17 protein-coding genes and 1 tRNA gene are annotated in these 15,341 nt (G+C 28.6%); 8 read left to right on the forward strand and 10 right to left on the reverse strand.

What is annotated here, in order from left to right:
- Positions 1-3: 3 nt before the first annotated feature.
- On the reverse strand, positions 4-498 hold the full coding sequence (locus KMP69_RS02365) for a hypothetical protein (RefSeq protein ID WP_214400358.1): 495 nt from the start codon (positions 496-498) through the stop codon (positions 4-6).
- A gap of 66 nt (positions 499-564) precedes the next feature.
- Here KMP69_RS02365 and KMP69_RS02370 point away from each other — a divergent pair, with 66 nt between their 5' ends.
- A complete protein-coding gene (locus KMP69_RS02370) occupies positions 565-1,446 on the forward strand; it encodes a triphosphoribosyl-dephospho-CoA synthase (protein WP_214400359.1) in 882 nt (293 codons plus the stop codon).
- Between the two features lie 4 nt (positions 1,447-1,450).
- On the forward strand, positions 1,451-3,184 hold the full coding sequence (gene glyS / locus KMP69_RS02375; protein WP_214400360.1) for a glycine--tRNA ligase: 1,734 nt from the start codon (positions 1,451-1,453) through the stop codon (positions 3,182-3,184).
- 24 nt (positions 3,185-3,208) lie between these two features.
- Here the strand turns inward: glyS and KMP69_RS02380 are convergent, their stop codons facing one another.
- Complete coding sequence (locus KMP69_RS02380) at positions 3,209-4,459, reverse strand: TldD/PmbA family protein (protein ID WP_214400361.1); 1,251 nt, start codon at positions 4,457-4,459, stop codon at positions 3,209-3,211.
- Between the two features lie 97 nt (positions 4,460-4,556).
- Positions 4,557-5,846, reverse strand: a complete 1,290-nt coding sequence (gene eno / locus KMP69_RS02385; protein WP_214400362.1) for a phosphopyruvate hydratase — start codon at positions 5,844-5,846, stop codon at positions 4,557-4,559.
- Between the two features lie 168 nt (positions 5,847-6,014).
- Here eno and trpD point away from each other — a divergent pair, with 168 nt between their 5' ends.
- From trpD to KMP69_RS02400, 3 genes are read left to right on the forward strand one after another with little or no spacing between them, the layout of a single operon-like run.
- Positions 6,015-7,028 carry an anthranilate phosphoribosyltransferase gene (gene trpD / locus KMP69_RS02390; protein ID WP_214400363.1) on the forward strand — a complete coding sequence of 338 codons (1,014 nt, stop codon included), beginning with the start codon at positions 6,015-6,017 and terminating at the stop codon, positions 7,026-7,028.
- A gap of 2 nt (positions 7,029-7,030) precedes the next feature.
- Positions 7,031-7,279, forward strand: coding sequence for a hypothetical protein (locus KMP69_RS02395; RefSeq protein ID WP_214400364.1), 249 nt, complete (start codon positions 7,031-7,033; stop codon positions 7,277-7,279).
- A 13-nt stretch (positions 7,280-7,292) separates the two neighbouring features.
- A complete protein-coding gene (locus KMP69_RS02400; RefSeq protein ID WP_214400365.1) occupies positions 7,293-8,564 on the forward strand; it encodes a bifunctional hydroxymethylpyrimidine kinase/phosphomethylpyrimidine kinase in 1,272 nt (423 codons plus the stop codon).
- A gap of 11 nt (positions 8,565-8,575) precedes the next feature.
- On the opposite strand, the gene KMP69_RS02405 is transcribed toward KMP69_RS02400, so the two are convergent.
- Positions 8,576-8,652, reverse strand: a tRNA-Ala gene (locus tag KMP69_RS02405).
- A 122-nt stretch (positions 8,653-8,774) separates the two neighbouring features.
- Between KMP69_RS02405 and argS the strand changes: the two genes are divergently transcribed.
- From argS to KMP69_RS02420, 3 genes are all read left to right on the forward strand, one after another.
- A complete protein-coding gene (argS, locus tag KMP69_RS02410; protein WP_214400366.1) occupies positions 8,775-10,472 on the forward strand; it encodes an arginine--tRNA ligase in 1,698 nt (565 codons plus the stop codon).
- Positions 10,473-10,872: 400 nt separating this feature from the next.
- Positions 10,873-11,466, forward strand: a complete 594-nt coding sequence (locus KMP69_RS02415) for an anthranilate synthase component II (RefSeq protein ID WP_214400367.1) — start codon at positions 10,873-10,875, stop codon at positions 11,464-11,466.
- 29 nt (positions 11,467-11,495) lie between these two features.
- Entirely contained in the window at positions 11,496-11,981 is a 486-nt protein-coding gene (locus KMP69_RS02420; RefSeq protein ID WP_214400368.1) for a hypothetical protein, read from the forward strand.
- Between the two features lie 217 nt (positions 11,982-12,198).
- Here KMP69_RS02420 and cyaB read toward each other — a convergent pair whose 3' ends face one another.
- From cyaB to KMP69_RS02450, 6 genes are all read right to left on the reverse strand, one after another.
- Positions 12,199-12,744, reverse strand: a complete 546-nt coding sequence (gene cyaB, locus KMP69_RS02425) for a class IV adenylate cyclase (protein WP_214400369.1) — start codon at positions 12,742-12,744, stop codon at positions 12,199-12,201.
- Positions 12,745-12,750: 6 nt separating this feature from the next.
- Positions 12,751-13,188, reverse strand: coding sequence for an Rrf2 family transcriptional regulator (locus tag KMP69_RS02430; protein ID WP_214400370.1), 438 nt, complete (start codon positions 13,186-13,188; stop codon positions 12,751-12,753).
- A gap of 340 nt (positions 13,189-13,528) precedes the next feature.
- Entirely contained in the window at positions 13,529-13,777 is a 249-nt protein-coding gene (gene gatC / locus KMP69_RS02435) for an Asp-tRNA(Asn) amidotransferase subunit GatC (protein WP_214400371.1), read from the reverse strand.
- Positions 13,778-13,814: 37 nt separating this feature from the next.
- Positions 13,815-14,684, reverse strand: a complete 870-nt coding sequence (gene dapA, locus KMP69_RS02440; protein ID WP_214400372.1) for a 4-hydroxy-tetrahydrodipicolinate synthase — start codon at positions 14,682-14,684, stop codon at positions 13,815-13,817.
- A 10-nt stretch (positions 14,685-14,694) separates the two neighbouring features.
- Complete coding sequence (locus tag KMP69_RS02445) at positions 14,695-14,883, reverse strand: 30S ribosomal protein S17e (protein ID WP_214400373.1); 189 nt, start codon at positions 14,881-14,883, stop codon at positions 14,695-14,697.
- Between the two features lie 12 nt (positions 14,884-14,895).
- Positions 14,896-15,198, reverse strand: a complete 303-nt coding sequence (locus KMP69_RS02450; RefSeq protein ID WP_214400374.1) for a chorismate mutase — start codon at positions 15,196-15,198, stop codon at positions 14,896-14,898.
- Between the last annotated feature and the right edge of the window lie 143 nt (positions 15,199-15,341).

Raw genomic sequence — 15,341 nt, forward strand, 5'->3', positions numbered from 1 at the left:
TCTTTAATGGAAATGTTTTTTAAGAACTTCTTCGAGTTTTTTATCATCTTTTAGATAAACATCTGATGAAATATATTTTTTTCCAATTAGTTTTATTTTATCTCCAACTTTTTCATAACCTTCAAAACCTCTCCAAGTATATAATCTTCCATAATAAAATCCATCTTTGGAGATATAAACTGGAAATCTATAAAATCCAACAAAACACATTAAAATAAACAATATTATATCCATAATTAAGGCAAAAGTATAGAGTTTAAAAACAAAAATATTAACAACTGTTATTATGACTATGATGAATAAGAAGGATATTACTAAATTTCTAAAACTCTTTGGCATAAGATTTTTAAGATTTTCCCTATATTGGATTATTGCATTGTTTTTTATTTTGTCCCTTTCCAACTTTGAGTATTTTATAAAATAGTATATAGGAATCATTCCAAGAAAGAATGATAAAAATCCAACATAAATATAGAGCATTAGCCCAACTACATTCATACTTTCACCCAATTGAATTATATGTAACTTATATATTCCTACATATAAATAAATTTTGGTGAAAAAATGAATCCTTTTGATATTATGAAAGCCTCACAAATTGCCTGCTGTTTAGAAGTTAGTTCTTTTAAACCTGGAAATGTCCATAGAAATAGGGATTATAGAGATATAAAGTATCATCACTTTATAAATTCTGGAATTGCCTTTGGAAATGTTGTTTATGAAGCATCACAAGATGATAAAAATGTTGGCTTATATATAAAAAAGGCGGTAATTGAGAGTAGGAAGTGGTCTCCAACTAATGCTAATTTAGGAATTATAATGTTGCATATACCAATAGCAATGGCTTCTGGAAAGTTAGACAATTTTAATAAAAATGAACTAAAAAAGAATTTAAAGAAAATATCTGAAAATACAACTGTTGAAGATGCAATAAATGTTTATGATGCTATAAATATAGCAATGGCTTATGTTGATAAGCCAAAAAAAGGCCCTGATGTATCTTCAAAAGATGCAAAAAGAGAACTTATAGAGAAAGGATTAACTCTTTTAGATGTTTATAAAATATCCGCAGAATGGGATAACATAAGTAAAGAATGGGTAGATAACTTTAAAATCTCATTTGAAGGTTATGAGTTATTAAAAAAGTATTATAAGGAGTTAAATAATATCAACTTAGCAGTAACGAAAACATTTTTAAACATATTGGCAGAATATCCTGATACATTAATTGCACGAAAGAAAGGTTTTGAAACAGCATTAAAAGTTTCTAAAATGGCTAAAGATGTATTAAAAAACTTTAATGAACAAAAAGTTAAAGAATTTGATAATTATTTAGCAAAAGATGGGAATAAATTAAATCCCGGAACTACTGCTGATTTAATTGCCTCGTCATTAATGATATTTATATTAGATAGAATAGACTCTGGAAAAACTATACTTTGGTGAAAAAATGGAAAAAGATATTTATGAAAAGATTATGGATTTGGCTAAAAGAAGAGGATACTTATGGAATTCATTTGAAATCTATGGAGGAATTGCTGGATTTGTAGATTATGGACCATTAGGATGCTTACTAAAAAATAACATAATATCAAAATTTAGAGAAATATTTATTGTAAAAGAAGGATTTTATGAGATTGAGAGTCCAACAGTAACTCCTTATGAGGTTTTAAAAGCATCTGGGCATGTAGATAACTTCACAGACCCAATTGTAGAATGTAAAAATTGCTTAGAAAGTTTTAGGGCAGATCATTTAATTGAAGAGTTTGTAGATGTAGATACTGAAGGGAAGACTTTGAAAGAATTGGAAGAATTAATTAGAAAGTATAATATAAGATGTCCAAAATGTGGAGGAGAGCTTGGAGAGGTTAAGAAATTCAACTTAATGTTTGTTACTTCTATAGGGCCAGGAGGAAAGAGAACTGGTTATATGAGACCTGAAACAGCACAGGGAATATTTATTCAATTCAAAAGATTAGCACAATTTTTTAGAAATAAATTACCTTTTGGTGTAGTTCAAATAGGTAAAAGTTATAGAAATGAAATTTCTCCAAGGCAAGGAGTTATAAGGTTGAGAGAATTCACCCAGGCAGAGATTGAATACTTTGTCCATCCAGAAAGAAAAGAGCATGAAAAATTTGATTTAGTTAAGGATGAAATAGTTCCATTACTACCAGCTGATAGGCAGATGGATGAGAAGTTATCAGAGGAAGAGAAAATAATTAAAATGAGTATTGGAGAGGCCGTTGAGAAAGGAATAATAAGGCATCAAACAATTGCATACTTTATAGCTTTAACAAAGAGATTCTTAGAAAATATTGGAATTGATAAAGATAAAATTAGATTTAGACAGCATTTGCCAAACGAAATGGCTCACTATGCAATAGACTGCTGGGATGCTGAGATATACACAGAGAGGTTTGGATGGATTGAGTGTGTAGGAATTGCCGATAGAACAGATTACGATTTAAGAAGTCATTCTTACCATAGTGGTGTAGAATTATCAATATTTGTTGAGTTTGATGAGGAAAAAGAGATAGAAACTTATGAAATAAATCTAAATTATAAAGTTGTTGGAAGGATATTTAAAAAAGATACAAAAGTAATTGAAGAGTATATAAACAATTTAAGTGAAAAAGAGAAAGAAGAATTTGTTAAAAATATTGAAAAAGATGGTAAAGTAGTTATAAAAATTAATGAGAAAGAATTTGAAATTTTAAAAGATTATGTTGAAATAAAAAAGGTTAAAAAAGTAATTAAAGGAGAGAAAGTTATTCCACATGTTATTGAGCCATCATTTGGAATCGATAGAATTACCTACTGTTTATTAGAACATTCATATAGAGAGGAAGATGATAGAGTTTATTTAGATTTAAAACCGTCAATAGCTCCTATAAAGGCATATGTTTTACCATTGGTTAATAAGGAAGATATGCCAAAGATAGCCATGGAGATAAAAGAGATGCTTAGAGATAATGGAATTATAGCTGAATATGATGACAGTGGAGCTATAGGTAGGAGATATATGAGGGCTGATGAAATTGGAGTTCCATTTTGTATAACAGTAGATGGACAAACATTAAAAGATAGAACTGTCACAGTTAGAGAGAGGAATACCAGAGAGCAGATTAGAGTTAGAATAGATGATTTAGTAGATTATTTAAAGGAAAGATTAAAAGAATAAAAAAGAATAAAATAAACAAAATTATTAACTGACTATTTCTCCTTTGAAAACTATTGAAGGAGAAATTAACTTACCTCTCTGTTCTACATCATTTAAAGGAATAGCCTCTTTAAACATCTCAAATATATTTCCTCCAAACATTCCTTTTTTAAGTGGAATTATTTCTCCATTTTTGTAATAGTATGAGTTTTGAATCTCAACGGCAAAATCTCCTGTAATTGGATTTGAAGTATGAGAACCAATAATTCCATTTATATAAATATATTCATCAAAATCATCTAAACTATTGTTGGTTTTCTCAATAATAAAGTTCGTTGGAGATATGTATGGGAGAGAACTATAACCTCTTGAAGCGTTTCCAGTTGATGTCTTTCCCTCTTTATTGGCCCTTTTTATATCATATAGATAATTTTTTAAAATTCCATTTTCCACTAATACAGTTCTTTGTGTTTTAGTTCCTTCATCATCGCACTTTGAAGAATATAAACCATAATCCAAAGTTCCATCATCAACTATCGTTATACAATCATTAAAAATCTGTTCTCCAATTTTGTTTTTTAAAATACTCCTATCTCTCTGAACATTTTCAGCACTAAATGCTGGCACCAATGTATATGCCAATAACTCACGCAAGGCTCTTGGAGATAAAATAATATTTCCTTTGTATGAAATACTTTTTCCATTTGCTGATTTTTTAGCCAAATCTAATGCCTTGTAACTAATTTCTTCGACATTGAAAATATTATGCTCTGTTTTTCCTTCATAGGAAGTTTCTCCTTCATACATTATTGATATTGATGCTGAAAAATAAGTATCTTCATATTCTACATCTACGCCATTAGAGTTTATTATTCTTACATAACCTACTGATTTAGAAACTCCTCCACTCAAAACAGTGGCATTATTGTCTAAAATAATATCCCTCATAGTTATAAGATATCCCAATAGTTTTTCCTCCTCTAACTTTAGGATTTCCTTGTAATAAATCCCTTTTGGCTCTTTATACTTTTGTGGCTCTGCAAATTTAGTATATCTATCTTCTACTAAGTTCTTCATAGCTCTATAAACAATACTTTCATCAAATCTATTAGAATAGGCAAAACCAACTTTACCATCTTTTAGAACTCTAACTCCAATACCATAATCAACCTCTGTTTGAAAACTATCTACACTCTTTCCATCTAAATCTACTCCTGTATAGTAAGATTTTTCAAAAAAAACTTCTGTCTCAAAACCTTCTTTTTCACCAATTTTTATTAACTTTTCTAAGTCCATAATTTCACCTTATACAAAATAAAAATAATCAAAAAATAAATAACAAATTAATCTTAAAAATTATAATTTTAAAAATTAAAAATAAAGCAAAAATAAATTAGAATGGACATCTAAATTTCTTTCCAGCGTATTTCGTTATTCCTAACTCTTGCTCTATTCTAATTAACTGGTTGTATTTTGCTGTTCTCTCCCCTCTTGCTGGTGCTCCTGTCTTTATCTGCCCAGAGTTTAATGCCACTGCTAAATCTGCTATTGTCGTATCTTCAGTTTCTCCACTTCTATGTGAGACAATAACTCCATATCCATTTCTAAATGCTAAATTTGCCGCATCAATTGCCTCACTTAAAGTTCCAATCTGATTAACTTTCAATAGTAAGGCGTTTCCAGCCTTCATTTCTATACCTTTTCTTAACCTTTCAACATTTGTTACAAATATGTCATCTCCAACAATTTGAATATCCAATTCTTTAGTTATTATTGTAAATCCTTCGAAATCTTCTTCGTGGAATGGATCTTCAATTGAAACAATAGGATATTCTTCAACTAACGCCTTATAATAATTTAGCAATTCCTCTCTATTTAATTTTTTACCTTCAACATGGTAGTAACCATCCTTATAAAACTCTGAAGCTGCAGCATCTAAGGCAAAGACAATATCTTCCCCACATTCATAACCAGCTTTTTTAACACTTTCAGTTAGTAAATCTAAAGCCTCTCTTGAGGTTTTTAATGGAGGAGCAAAACCTCCTTCATCACCAACATTTATAGCATTTTTACCATACTTCTCTTCAATAACCTTCTTTAATACATGATAAACTTCTGAGCCCATTCTTACGGCTTCAGATATTGATAGGGCTCCAACAGGCATAATCATAAACTCTTGTAAGTCCAAATCATTTCCAGCATGTTTTCCTCCATTTATAACATTCATCATTGGAACTGGCATAACAAAAGAGTTAAATCCTCCTAAGTATTTATAAAGAGGAATCTTTGCTGTTGATGCCGCCGCCTTAGCAACTGCCAAAGAAACAGCCAATATAGCATTAGCCCCTAACTTTGATTTATTTGGAGTTCCATCTAATTCAATCATTATATTATCTATTTCTCTCTGCATTCTTGCATCATAACCTATTATTTCAGGTTTTATTATAGAATTAACATTCTCAACAGCCATTAATACTCCTTTTCCTCCAAATCTTTGTTCTTTATCTCTCAACTCTAATGCCTCATGTGTTCCAGTTGATGCTCCACTTGGAACAATAGCTGAACCGTAACCTTTACCTTTTGTTATTACTTCTACCTCAACTGTTGGATTTCCTCTTGAATCAATAACCTCTCTTGCAACAATATCTTTAATTTCAAATCTTTCATCTACATTGTATAACAAAAATATCACCGTTTTCAATGTTTCTATTAGCAACAAATTGCATAAGTATTTAACTACTTAGTTTTATATAAATGTTTATAATGTTTGGTAAGATTTCCAAAAAGGGGAGATATATACATATAATTAACTTTCTATTATTTCTTACTAAAAATTTGAATGGTGATATTTATGTCTATTACTGAGGCATTAAAAAAAGTTGTAGAATTTAAAGATTTAGATAAAAATGAAGCAGAAGAAGTTATGAAAGAAATTATGGAAGGAATTGCAAAGCCAACTCAAATAGCCGCCTTATTAACCGCTTTAAGAATGAAAGGAGAGACTATTGAAGAAATAACATCTTTTGCAAAAGTTATGAGAGAATTTTCATTAAAGATAAATCCAAAAGTTCCTAAGTTGTTAGATACTTGTGGAACTGGTGGAGATAATTTAAACACATTCAATATAAGCACAGCCACAGCTTTTGTCGTCTCTCCATATGTTCCAGTGGCTAAACATGGAAATAAATCTGTAAGTAGTAAAAGTGGTAGTGCAGATGTTTTGGAGGCGTTAGGAGTTAATTTAAATGTTCCATTAGAGATAGTTAAGGAATCAATAGAAAAAATAGGAATAGGGTTTTTATTTGCCCCTAACTTTCATCCAGCAATGAAGTATGCTACACCAGTTAGAAGAGAGTTAGGAATTAGAACTGTCTTTAATATTTTAGGGCCTTTAACCAATCCAGCAAATGCAAATTATCAATTAATGGGAGTTTATGATGAAAATTTAACTGAAAAATTATCTTATGTTTTAAAAAATTTGGGGTTAAAAGGGGCGTTAGTTGTTCATGGTAGTGGAATGGATGAAATTACAACAGTAGGGAGAACAAAAATATCTGAATTAAAGAATGGAGAGGTAAAAAGTTATTATATTGAGCCAGAAGATTTTGGTATAAAAAGAGCTAAATTAGAAGATATTAAAGGAGGAGACGCTAAAGAGAATGCCAAGATAATTAGAAATATTTTGGAAGGGGAAGAAACTGGGGCTAAAAGAGACATTGTTGTATTAAATTCTGCATTTGCTTTGTATATCTCTGAGGTTGCTAAAGATGTTGAGGAAGGTATAAAGTTGGCAGAAAAATCAATTGACTCAGGAAAGGCATTGAAAAAATTAGAAGATTTAATAGAATTCTATAGTGAGGGATAATTATGGAAAAATTAATAATAAAATCTATGAAAAAAGTATTTTTAGAAGAGTTAAATGAACTTGAAAATGAATTAAATGAAATTTTGAAAAAATATGGCGTAAAAACTACTGATGAACTTAAAAATAAAATATCCAGTGGAGAAATTAAAGAAGAAGATATTAAAGAAGATTTGGAGAAAATTAATTTTTTAGAAAAAAATATAAATAGGATTATGAAATGTTTAAGAGAAATCAATGTAAAATCTTTATAACTTGGTGGGTTTAATGGTAATATTGGCTGTTGGGGGCTATGATCCTACTGGTGGGGCAGGAATTTCAGCGGATATAAAAACATCTCACACATTAGGAGTTTATTGTCTATCTATAATTACTTCAATAATTCCTCAAACAAATAAAGAGGTTTATGAAAAATATGATCTATCAAAGGAAAATATAGAAAATCAATTTAAATCAGTGTTTGAAGAATTTGAAATAGAGTATGTGAAAACTGGAGTTTTAACTTCTCAGAGTATAGATATTTTACTGAAATATATTGATAAATACGATTTAAAAGTTATCTGCGATCCAGTTCTTGCATCTACAACTAAATATAATTTTGTTGATGAAAAATTAATGGATAAGTATATTGAACTCTTTAATAAATCTTACTTAATAACTCCAAATAGAGAAGAGTATAATAAAATTATGGAATTTGTAAAAAATAAAAATTACCATCTTAAAAAAGATTTATATATCTTAATTACAGGAATTGATGATATTTTAAAAAGAAACTCTACAACTATAAATATATTTAAAGGATTTAAAATAAATAAGGAAGTTCATGGAACTGGATGCGTTTATTCTACGGCAATAACAGCATTTTTATCAAAAGGATATAAATTGGAAGATGCCATTAAAGAGGCAAAGAATTTTATACTCTCCTCAATTATATATGCTAAAAAAACAAAATATGGTTATAATTCCAATCCTACCTATATCAATAAAGAGACAGTTATAAAGAATTTAAGTTATGCTATATACTTACTAAAAAAGATTAATTTTACTTTAATACCAGAAGTTGGGAGTAATATTGCTGAATCTCTACCACTACCAAAGGATTTTAATGATATAGCATCTCTAACTGGTAGAATTATAAAAAATAAACTTGGAGGATTTTATGTAGTAGGAGATATAGAATTTGGGGCTTCTGAACACATTGCAAAGATAATTTTATCTGCATCTAAGTTTAATCCTAAAATAAGAAGTTGTATGAATATAAAATATGACGAAGATTTAATAAAAACATTAAAAGAAAAATTTAAAGATAAATTTATAATTTCTTCATTTGATAGGAGTGAGGAGCCTCCAAATGTTTCAACAATGGAGTGGGGAACTACTATAGCATGTAAAAAAATTGGTAAAGTTCCAGATATTATTTACGACAAAGGAGGTTTAGGAAAAGAGCCAATGATAAGAGTATTAGGTAAAGATTCTATAGATGTAATTAAAAAAGTTGAATTTATTCAAAAAATATATAACTCAATAAAAGAAAAATAGAATTTAAAAAATGGTGGACTGGGCGGGATTTGAACCCGCGGCCTCCGCACAGCCAATGCGGCGCTCTCCCAGGCTGAGCTACCAGCCCACACAACACCGAGAGTTTTTATATTGCATAATCATATATAAAATTTTCTGTCAATAAATTAAATTAATTTAGGATTTAAATTGATGAATTTTAATTGATAATAAATAAGAAGAGGGAAGAATATGGATGTTAAAAGTAATATTATAAATGCATTAAAAAAAGTAATTAGTGAAGAATTAAAAAAAGAAATAGATATAAAATTAGATGAACCTCCAAATTTAGAATTAGGGGATTATTCTGTTAATATTTGCTTTAAATTGGCTAAAGAATTAAAGAAAAGTCCAAAAGAGATTGCCGAAAGTATAAGAAATAAGTTAAAAAGTATGAATATTGAGGGTGTTAAAGAAATAAAGGTAGTTAATGGATATATAAACTTCTATATTGATTATAATAAATTAGGTAAAGATTTAACAGAGGAGATTAATAAAGAAGGACATAATTATGGAAGAGGAGACAAAAAGGGAATAAAAATTATTTTAGAACATACTTCTGCAAATCCTAACGGACCTTTACACATAGGGCATTTGAGAAATGCTATTATTGGAGATTGTTTAAAAAGAATATTGGAGTTTTATGGTTATGATGTTGAAACTCACTACTATGTAAATGATATGGGTAGGCAGATGGCTTTAGTGGTTTATGGTATAGAGTTGTTTGGTTTAGATGAAAATAAGAAGAAGGATAATGCAATTGCTGAAACTTATGTAAAAATTAATAAGTATTTGGAAGAACATCCAGAGGAAGAGGAAAAAATCCTTGAATTAATGAGAGAATATGAAAATGCTTTGGAGAGGAATGAAGATAATGAAATTGTCAAAAAATTTGAATTTGCAGTTAATTATGCATTGGATGGAATAAAAGAGACATTAAAAAATTTAAATATTGAGCATGATACATTTGTTTGGGAAAGCTCTTATGTAAGAAATGGAATGGTTAAAGAGGTTATAAAAAGGTTAATGGAGACTGGTAAGGTAATTAAAGAAGATACATATATGCTTGATTTGTCAGATTTCGGTATTCAAAAGAAAATGGTTTTAGCAAGGGCTAATGGAACAAGTTTGTATTCAACAAGAGATATTGCTTATCATTTGGATAAACTATCAAAGTGTGACATTGGAATAGATGTATTGGGAGCTGATCACAAATTAACTGCTGAAATGGTTAAAGCAGCATTAAAATTGTTAGGTAGTAAAGTTCCAGAAGTTATATTTTATGAATTTATCTCTCTCCCAGAAGGTTCAATGAGTACAAGAAAAGGTAGATTTATTAGTGCTGATGAGTTGTTAGAGGAGGCTATAAAGAGAGCTAAGGAAGAGTGTAAAAAAAGAGGAGTAGATGAAAAAATAGCCTATGATATTGGATTGGGGGCAGTTAGATATAACATTGCAAGAATTTCTCCAGAAAAGCCAATGATATTCAAATGGGATGAGGCGTTAGATTTTGAAAAAGTAGGATGTCCATTTATACAGTATGCCCACGCAAGATGTTGCAGAATTTTGGAAGAGGCAGAAAATAAGAACATTAAAGATGAACCTTTATTTAACTATGAATTAACTAATGAAGAAAAAAGTTTAATTAAAATGTTAAATGAGTTTAAAGATATTATTAAAGAAAGTGCTGAGAATAGAAAAGTGCATATCTTGGCTAATTACTTGTTAGAACTTGCCAAAACATTCAATAGATTTTATGCAAATTGTCCAATTTTAATGACTAAAGATGAAAATATCAAAAAATCAAGATTGTCGTTAGTCAAAAGCACTAAAAATGTATTGGAAACTGGATTAATGTTGTTAGGAATAAATTGTCCTGGTAGGATGTAATGCTGACCTCCTCCGCCCTAAAGGGGCGGAGGTTCCCATAGGGAACACCCTACTACCCATCGTCGCCGATGTGTCATCAGGTCTCGTTAAGACTCCCTCATAAAATAATCAATTAATTGAGTATATACAACTCACCCACCTCCCCTATCTCCTTGCTTCGCAAGGAGAGTAATGAAATCTGAAAGATTTCATCTGAATTCATCACCGCCCTAAAGCAGAGTTTCTTAGCGACAATAAATGGTAATTGATTAAAAAATTATAAGTTATAAGATAGAGTATAATTAATTGTAGGTTGTAGTTAATTATAAATAAAAAATCTCCTTATTTTTAAATTTAATCTTTATTGAGTTTATTATTTTTAATTTTGTTAAATACTAATTATTAAGGAGGTTTGAAGAGAATGAAAGTTAAGAGAGTTTTAATTATAGATAATGTAGATTCTTTTGTTTGGAACTTAGTTCAATATGTAGGAACTTTGGGGCATAAAGTTAAGTTAGTAGATAATAAAATAACCTTAGAGGAAATTAACAAAATAAATCCAGATAGAATAATTATAAGTCCTGGTCCAAAAACTCCAAAAGACGCTGGAAACTGTATAAAAATAATTCAAGAGGTTGATGTTCCAATATTAGGAGTTTGTTTAGGACATCAATGTATTGTTGAGGCTTTTGGAGGGGTTGTTGATAGGGCAAATAGAGTCATGCACGGAAAAGCAAGTTTAATAAAACATGATGGCGAAGGTATTTTTAAAGATATACCAAATCCTTTTTATGGGGGGAGATATCATTCATTAATAGCAAAAGAAGTAACAAAAGAGTTAAAAATAACTGCTAAAAGTTTGGATGATAATTATATTATGGGAGTTAGACATAAAAAGTTGCCAATTGAAGGAGTTCAATTTCATCCTGAGAGTATATTGACAAAGTCTGACAAATTGAAATTTCCAGATTTAGGTTTAAAACTTATTAAGAACTTTATAGAAAATGAATATTAAACAAAAATAAAATAAACTAAGTGAAAAATATGGATGTTTATGAAGTTTTATATCAATTTTGTTTAGAATATCCAGTATTGTTAGATGATAAGGAAGTTCCTTTATGGAAATTAAAAAAAGAAGATTTAGATAAGGTTAATTTAAATTTACCTTGGGACTCTATTAGAGATTTAGCAATTTATTTATATGAGTTAAAAAAGAAGCAACAGAATTCTAAGGAACTCGTTAAATTTGATATAATTGAAGTTTTAGTAGGTATAGCTCTATTAAAACACGATGATAAAAACAACTATATGGGTCTTGTTACTGAAGAAATGTGTTTAACATATTTAAGCGAACTTATTACTGCGAGAATTAACTGCATAGCAAAATACTATTATATGATGAAAAAACCACAAAATACAAATATATTTGATGAAATTATTTTAAAATTCCCTCAAAAAAAGGATATTCGGGCATCTAATATAAATGATTTGAGAGAATTAGTAGGAAGAATCAAAAGTTATTTTAAGTGATTAATTTTTTTAATATCGATATTAATATTTCTAATTAATAAAAGTTAGTGATAATTATTAATCTCTTGAATTTTTATTTTCTGATTTTAACTAATAAGCAAAATCTTAATTATATTTCTTGATGTTTTAAAGCCCTATTAGGAATACAGGAATTATAGAAAGCATCATAACTATGGCTACAAATATTGCCAATAACTTTCTCTTATTTAATTTTGATTTAGATTTTTCCATACTCTCCCCTTAATTCCAAGTATGATTTTCTAATAATCTTATCTTTACTGATATTTAAACTTTTCAGTAAATCTAATAGTTCATTTAAAATTTCATCTTTCTTGGTAATCTCAGAGTCAGATATTGATTTTTCTAATTCTAAGAATAATCCTAATCCTTCTACATTATCAATACTTGCTATAATATCACCTTTTTTGTATATTTCTCTAATTTTTCTTATTGGAAGGACTTCTTTAAATCCAAGTTTTTTTAAAATTAATCTCATCTTTTCTTTATCTTCAATTTTTACTTCAATTTCTTCTCTGGTTTTTGAGATATTATCTAACTTTGGTCCTTTATATGTGATAAAAAAAGTTCCATCATCATCTCTAATCCTTAAAGCTTCATCAGTTTTTCTAAAATCTCTATCAATTCCATTAAAATAAATATCTTCCTGAAATTTCTTTTTAATAAATTTAAATCCGAATTTTTTTAATTTTTCTATTATTTCATCCTTATTATCAATTTTTACTTTAATTTCAACTTCTATCATAATGTTTCACCATATAATTGAGAATTTTTTAACAATGTCCTTTAATGCGTTTTCTATTTCTTCCTTCTCTACATTTTCTACAATTAAGTATATGATAACATCCTCTCCATCTCTTTCAAGAATTGTTGAAGTTATGTTTCCACCAATTTTTGAGATTTTTGATGTAATATCTGCTAACAACCCGATTCTATCCTTAGCCACTATCTGCAATTTTAAAGAATTTAATTTAATTTCTCCTTTTTCTAATAAGTATAATCCTTCTTTTGATAATCTAACCCAGCCATTTCTACCTTTTTTTGTCTCTACCAATCCTAAATCTCTTAAAACTCTAATTTTAACATCTAAGTTTTTAGGATGAATGTTAAGTTTTTTAGCAAGTTCTTTAATTGTTATTGGTTCCTTTAAATTTTCCATAATTTTTTTAGTTAATCCTTCAACTTTCATTCTCTCACAATTATTTATTCAAATTTACTAATAAATTATCAGATAAAAATTAAAAATAATTAAAAAATAAAATGAAAATCAAAATGAAAAATTAATTTTTAAATAATAATGTTACGCCTAAAAAATAAAAAATATAGATTTATTATGATCTTGCTCGTCTTCTTTCTCTCTTTAACCTTCTTAATCTTTTCTTGTACCATTTCCATCTCATTCTACCTTTCTTTTTCCATCTTCTTGAACTCCTCTTTATAGTATCACCCTCTATATTATTTTTTTCTATTTATAAAACTTTTAGAAGTAAATTGTTAAGATGTAATAGTGATAGGTATTATATATACTTTTATTTTAACCAGCTACCTTTTTCTACGACAATATAACCTTCTTTATTTGCCTTAGGAGCTATCTTTAGGAAATTTTCTCTAAATTCGGGATTGCTTTCTACTGCTTCATCGTCTCTAAGAACATTTCTGCTGTCAATAATATAGTAACTTTCTTCCATCTCTAAGTTATATTTTTCTAAAACTTCGCTGAATTTATTAATTATTTCTTCAGCTTCCTTCTTTATCTTTTCAATAGTTTTTTCGTTCATATTAATTCACCATAAGGTAAATTGGAAATAAATAATATTAAATTAAGCCTAAATCTCTTAAAACATTTTCTAATATTTTCTTATGTTCTTCGCTCATTTCACACAGAGGAAGTCTTAACTCTCCTGCTGGTCTTCCAATCATATTTAGAGCAGTTTTAACTGGAATTGGATTAGTCTCAATAAACATTGCTTTCATTAATGGAAAGAGTTTGTAGTGTATTTCTCTTGCTTTTTCAAAATCTCCTTTAAGGGCAGAATCAACCATTTCAACGAACTCTTTAGGGACGATATTTGCTACAACGCTTATAACTCCTTTGCCACCTAACGCAATTATTGGTAAGGTTAATTCATCATTTCCTGAAAGAACTGTAACTTTAGCATCATATATTAATTCAGAAACCTGAGAAAGATTAGGATTAGCCTCTTTAACTGCTGAAATATTGCTGTATTCTTCAGCTAACATTTTAACGGTTTTTGGTTCTAAATTAACAGAAGTCCTTGAAGGAACATTATATAAAATAATAGGAATGTTTATAGATTCAGATATTTTACTAAAATGTCTTCTTAAACCTTCTTGAGTAGGTTTGTTATAGTATGGAGTTATAGATAAAACAGCATCTGCACCAACATCTTCAGCAAATACTGATAATTCTACTGCCTCTCTTGTGCAGTTTGAACCAGCTCCTGCAATTACCTGAACTCTACCATTTACAATATCTACAACCTTTTCAATAACTTTTTTATGCTCTTCATATGATAGTGTAGGACTTTCGCCAGTAGTTCCAACAGCTACGATTCCACTAACACCATTTTCAATTAAAAAGTTTATATTTTCTTCTAATCCATTATAATCAATTTCATTATTTTTAAAAGGAGTAATAATTGCGGGATAAACTCCCTTAAACATAACGTCACCTTTATTGGAGCTGTCTCATTTTGTGTGTTATATATCCAGCGATTCTATTTCTTAATCTTTTTGTAGATATTACAGCAACTTTTTCTAAAACTTTTTTGTTAGTTTCAAAATCTGTTGTAAATAAATCTCTGTATTTTTTAATTAATTCCATAGAAGTTCTTTTAATTAATGCTTGCCTAATTCTTCCCATTCTCTCACCCGGTTAAAGTTTTTTATTTTTATGCTGTGTTTCCTGTAGATATTTTTTCTGAAGGAATTTATTATGTTCAATTAATATTTGAAATATTTTTATGCCAATATCCTCATCAACATTATGTTCTTTACAAAGTTTTCTTATTCTATTGTATATATATTTTTCTCTATCTGGATCATTAATAGGAATACCAAGCTCATTTTTTATTTTAGCTACATCCTTAGCTAAGCTATTTCTTTCAGCAATTAACTTCAATATCTGACTGTCAATTTCATCAATTTTTTTTCGAATTTCAGCGAGTTTTTCTATCATTTTATATCCCAAAATTTATTATAGTTATAGAGAGTTTAGAAAAGTAATTTATAGGACTTTGTCATAGTAAAACTATTTAATACATAAAGATTATAAGAAAGAATATAAATTATTTTTGATTGCATTTTGTAGTAGTATCAAAA

Origin of the sequence: Methanocaldococcus lauensis (assembly GCF_902827225.1) — an archaeon.
In the GTDB taxonomy this organism is placed as follows: domain Archaea; phylum AGJL01; class Methanococci; order Methanococcales; family Methanocaldococcaceae; genus Methanocaldococcus; species Methanocaldococcus lauensis.

What these genes read in the sequence shown, in the direction of transcription:
- KMP69_RS02395 (WP_214400364.1), top strand. Translation starts at nt 7,031, where the DNA reads ATGGAAAAATTAATAATAAAATCTATGAAAAAAGTATTTTTAGAAGAG.
- gatC (WP_214400371.1), bottom strand. Translation starts at nt 13,777, where the DNA reads ATGAACGAAAAAACTATTGAAAAGATAAAGAAGGAAGCTGAAGAAATA.
- argS (WP_214400366.1), top strand. Translation starts at nt 8,775, where the DNA reads ATGGATGTTAAAAGTAATATTATAAATGCATTAAAAAAAGTAATTAGT.
- KMP69_RS02445 (WP_214400373.1), bottom strand. Translation starts at nt 14,883, where the DNA reads ATGGGAAGAATTAGGCAAGCATTAATTAAAAGAACTTCTATGGAATTA.
- KMP69_RS02420 (WP_214400368.1), top strand. Translation starts at nt 11,496, where the DNA reads ATGGATGTTTATGAAGTTTTATATCAATTTTGTTTAGAATATCCAGTA.
- KMP69_RS02380 (WP_214400361.1), bottom strand. Translation starts at nt 4,459, where the DNA reads ATGGACTTAGAAAAGTTAATAAAAATTGGTGAAAAAGAAGGTTTTGAG.
- KMP69_RS02370 (WP_214400359.1), top strand. Translation starts at nt 565, where the DNA reads ATGAATCCTTTTGATATTATGAAAGCCTCACAAATTGCCTGCTGTTTA.
- glyS (WP_214400360.1), top strand. Translation starts at nt 1,451, where the DNA reads ATGGAAAAAGATATTTATGAAAAGATTATGGATTTGGCTAAAAGAAGA.
- KMP69_RS02400 (WP_214400365.1), top strand. Translation starts at nt 7,293, where the DNA reads ATGGTAATATTGGCTGTTGGGGGCTATGATCCTACTGGTGGGGCAGGA.
- KMP69_RS02365 (WP_214400358.1), bottom strand. Translation starts at nt 498, where the DNA reads ATGAATGTAGTTGGGCTAATGCTCTATATTTATGTTGGATTTTTATCA.
- KMP69_RS02450 (WP_214400374.1), bottom strand. Translation starts at nt 15,198, where the DNA reads ATGATAGAAAAACTCGCTGAAATTCGAAAAAAAATTGATGAAATTGAC.
- dapA (WP_214400372.1), bottom strand. Translation starts at nt 14,684, where the DNA reads ATGTTTAAGGGAGTTTATCCCGCAATTATTACTCCTTTTAAAAATAAT.
- KMP69_RS02430 (WP_214400370.1), bottom strand. Translation starts at nt 13,188, where the DNA reads ATGAAAGTTGAAGGATTAACTAAAAAAATTATGGAAAATTTAAAGGAA.
- trpD (WP_214400363.1), top strand. Translation starts at nt 6,015, where the DNA reads ATGTCTATTACTGAGGCATTAAAAAAAGTTGTAGAATTTAAAGATTTA.
- KMP69_RS02415 (WP_214400367.1), top strand. Translation starts at nt 10,873, where the DNA reads ATGAAAGTTAAGAGAGTTTTAATTATAGATAATGTAGATTCTTTTGTT.
- cyaB (WP_214400369.1), bottom strand. Translation starts at nt 12,744, where the DNA reads ATGATAGAAGTTGAAATTAAAGTAAAAATTGATAATAAGGATGAAATA.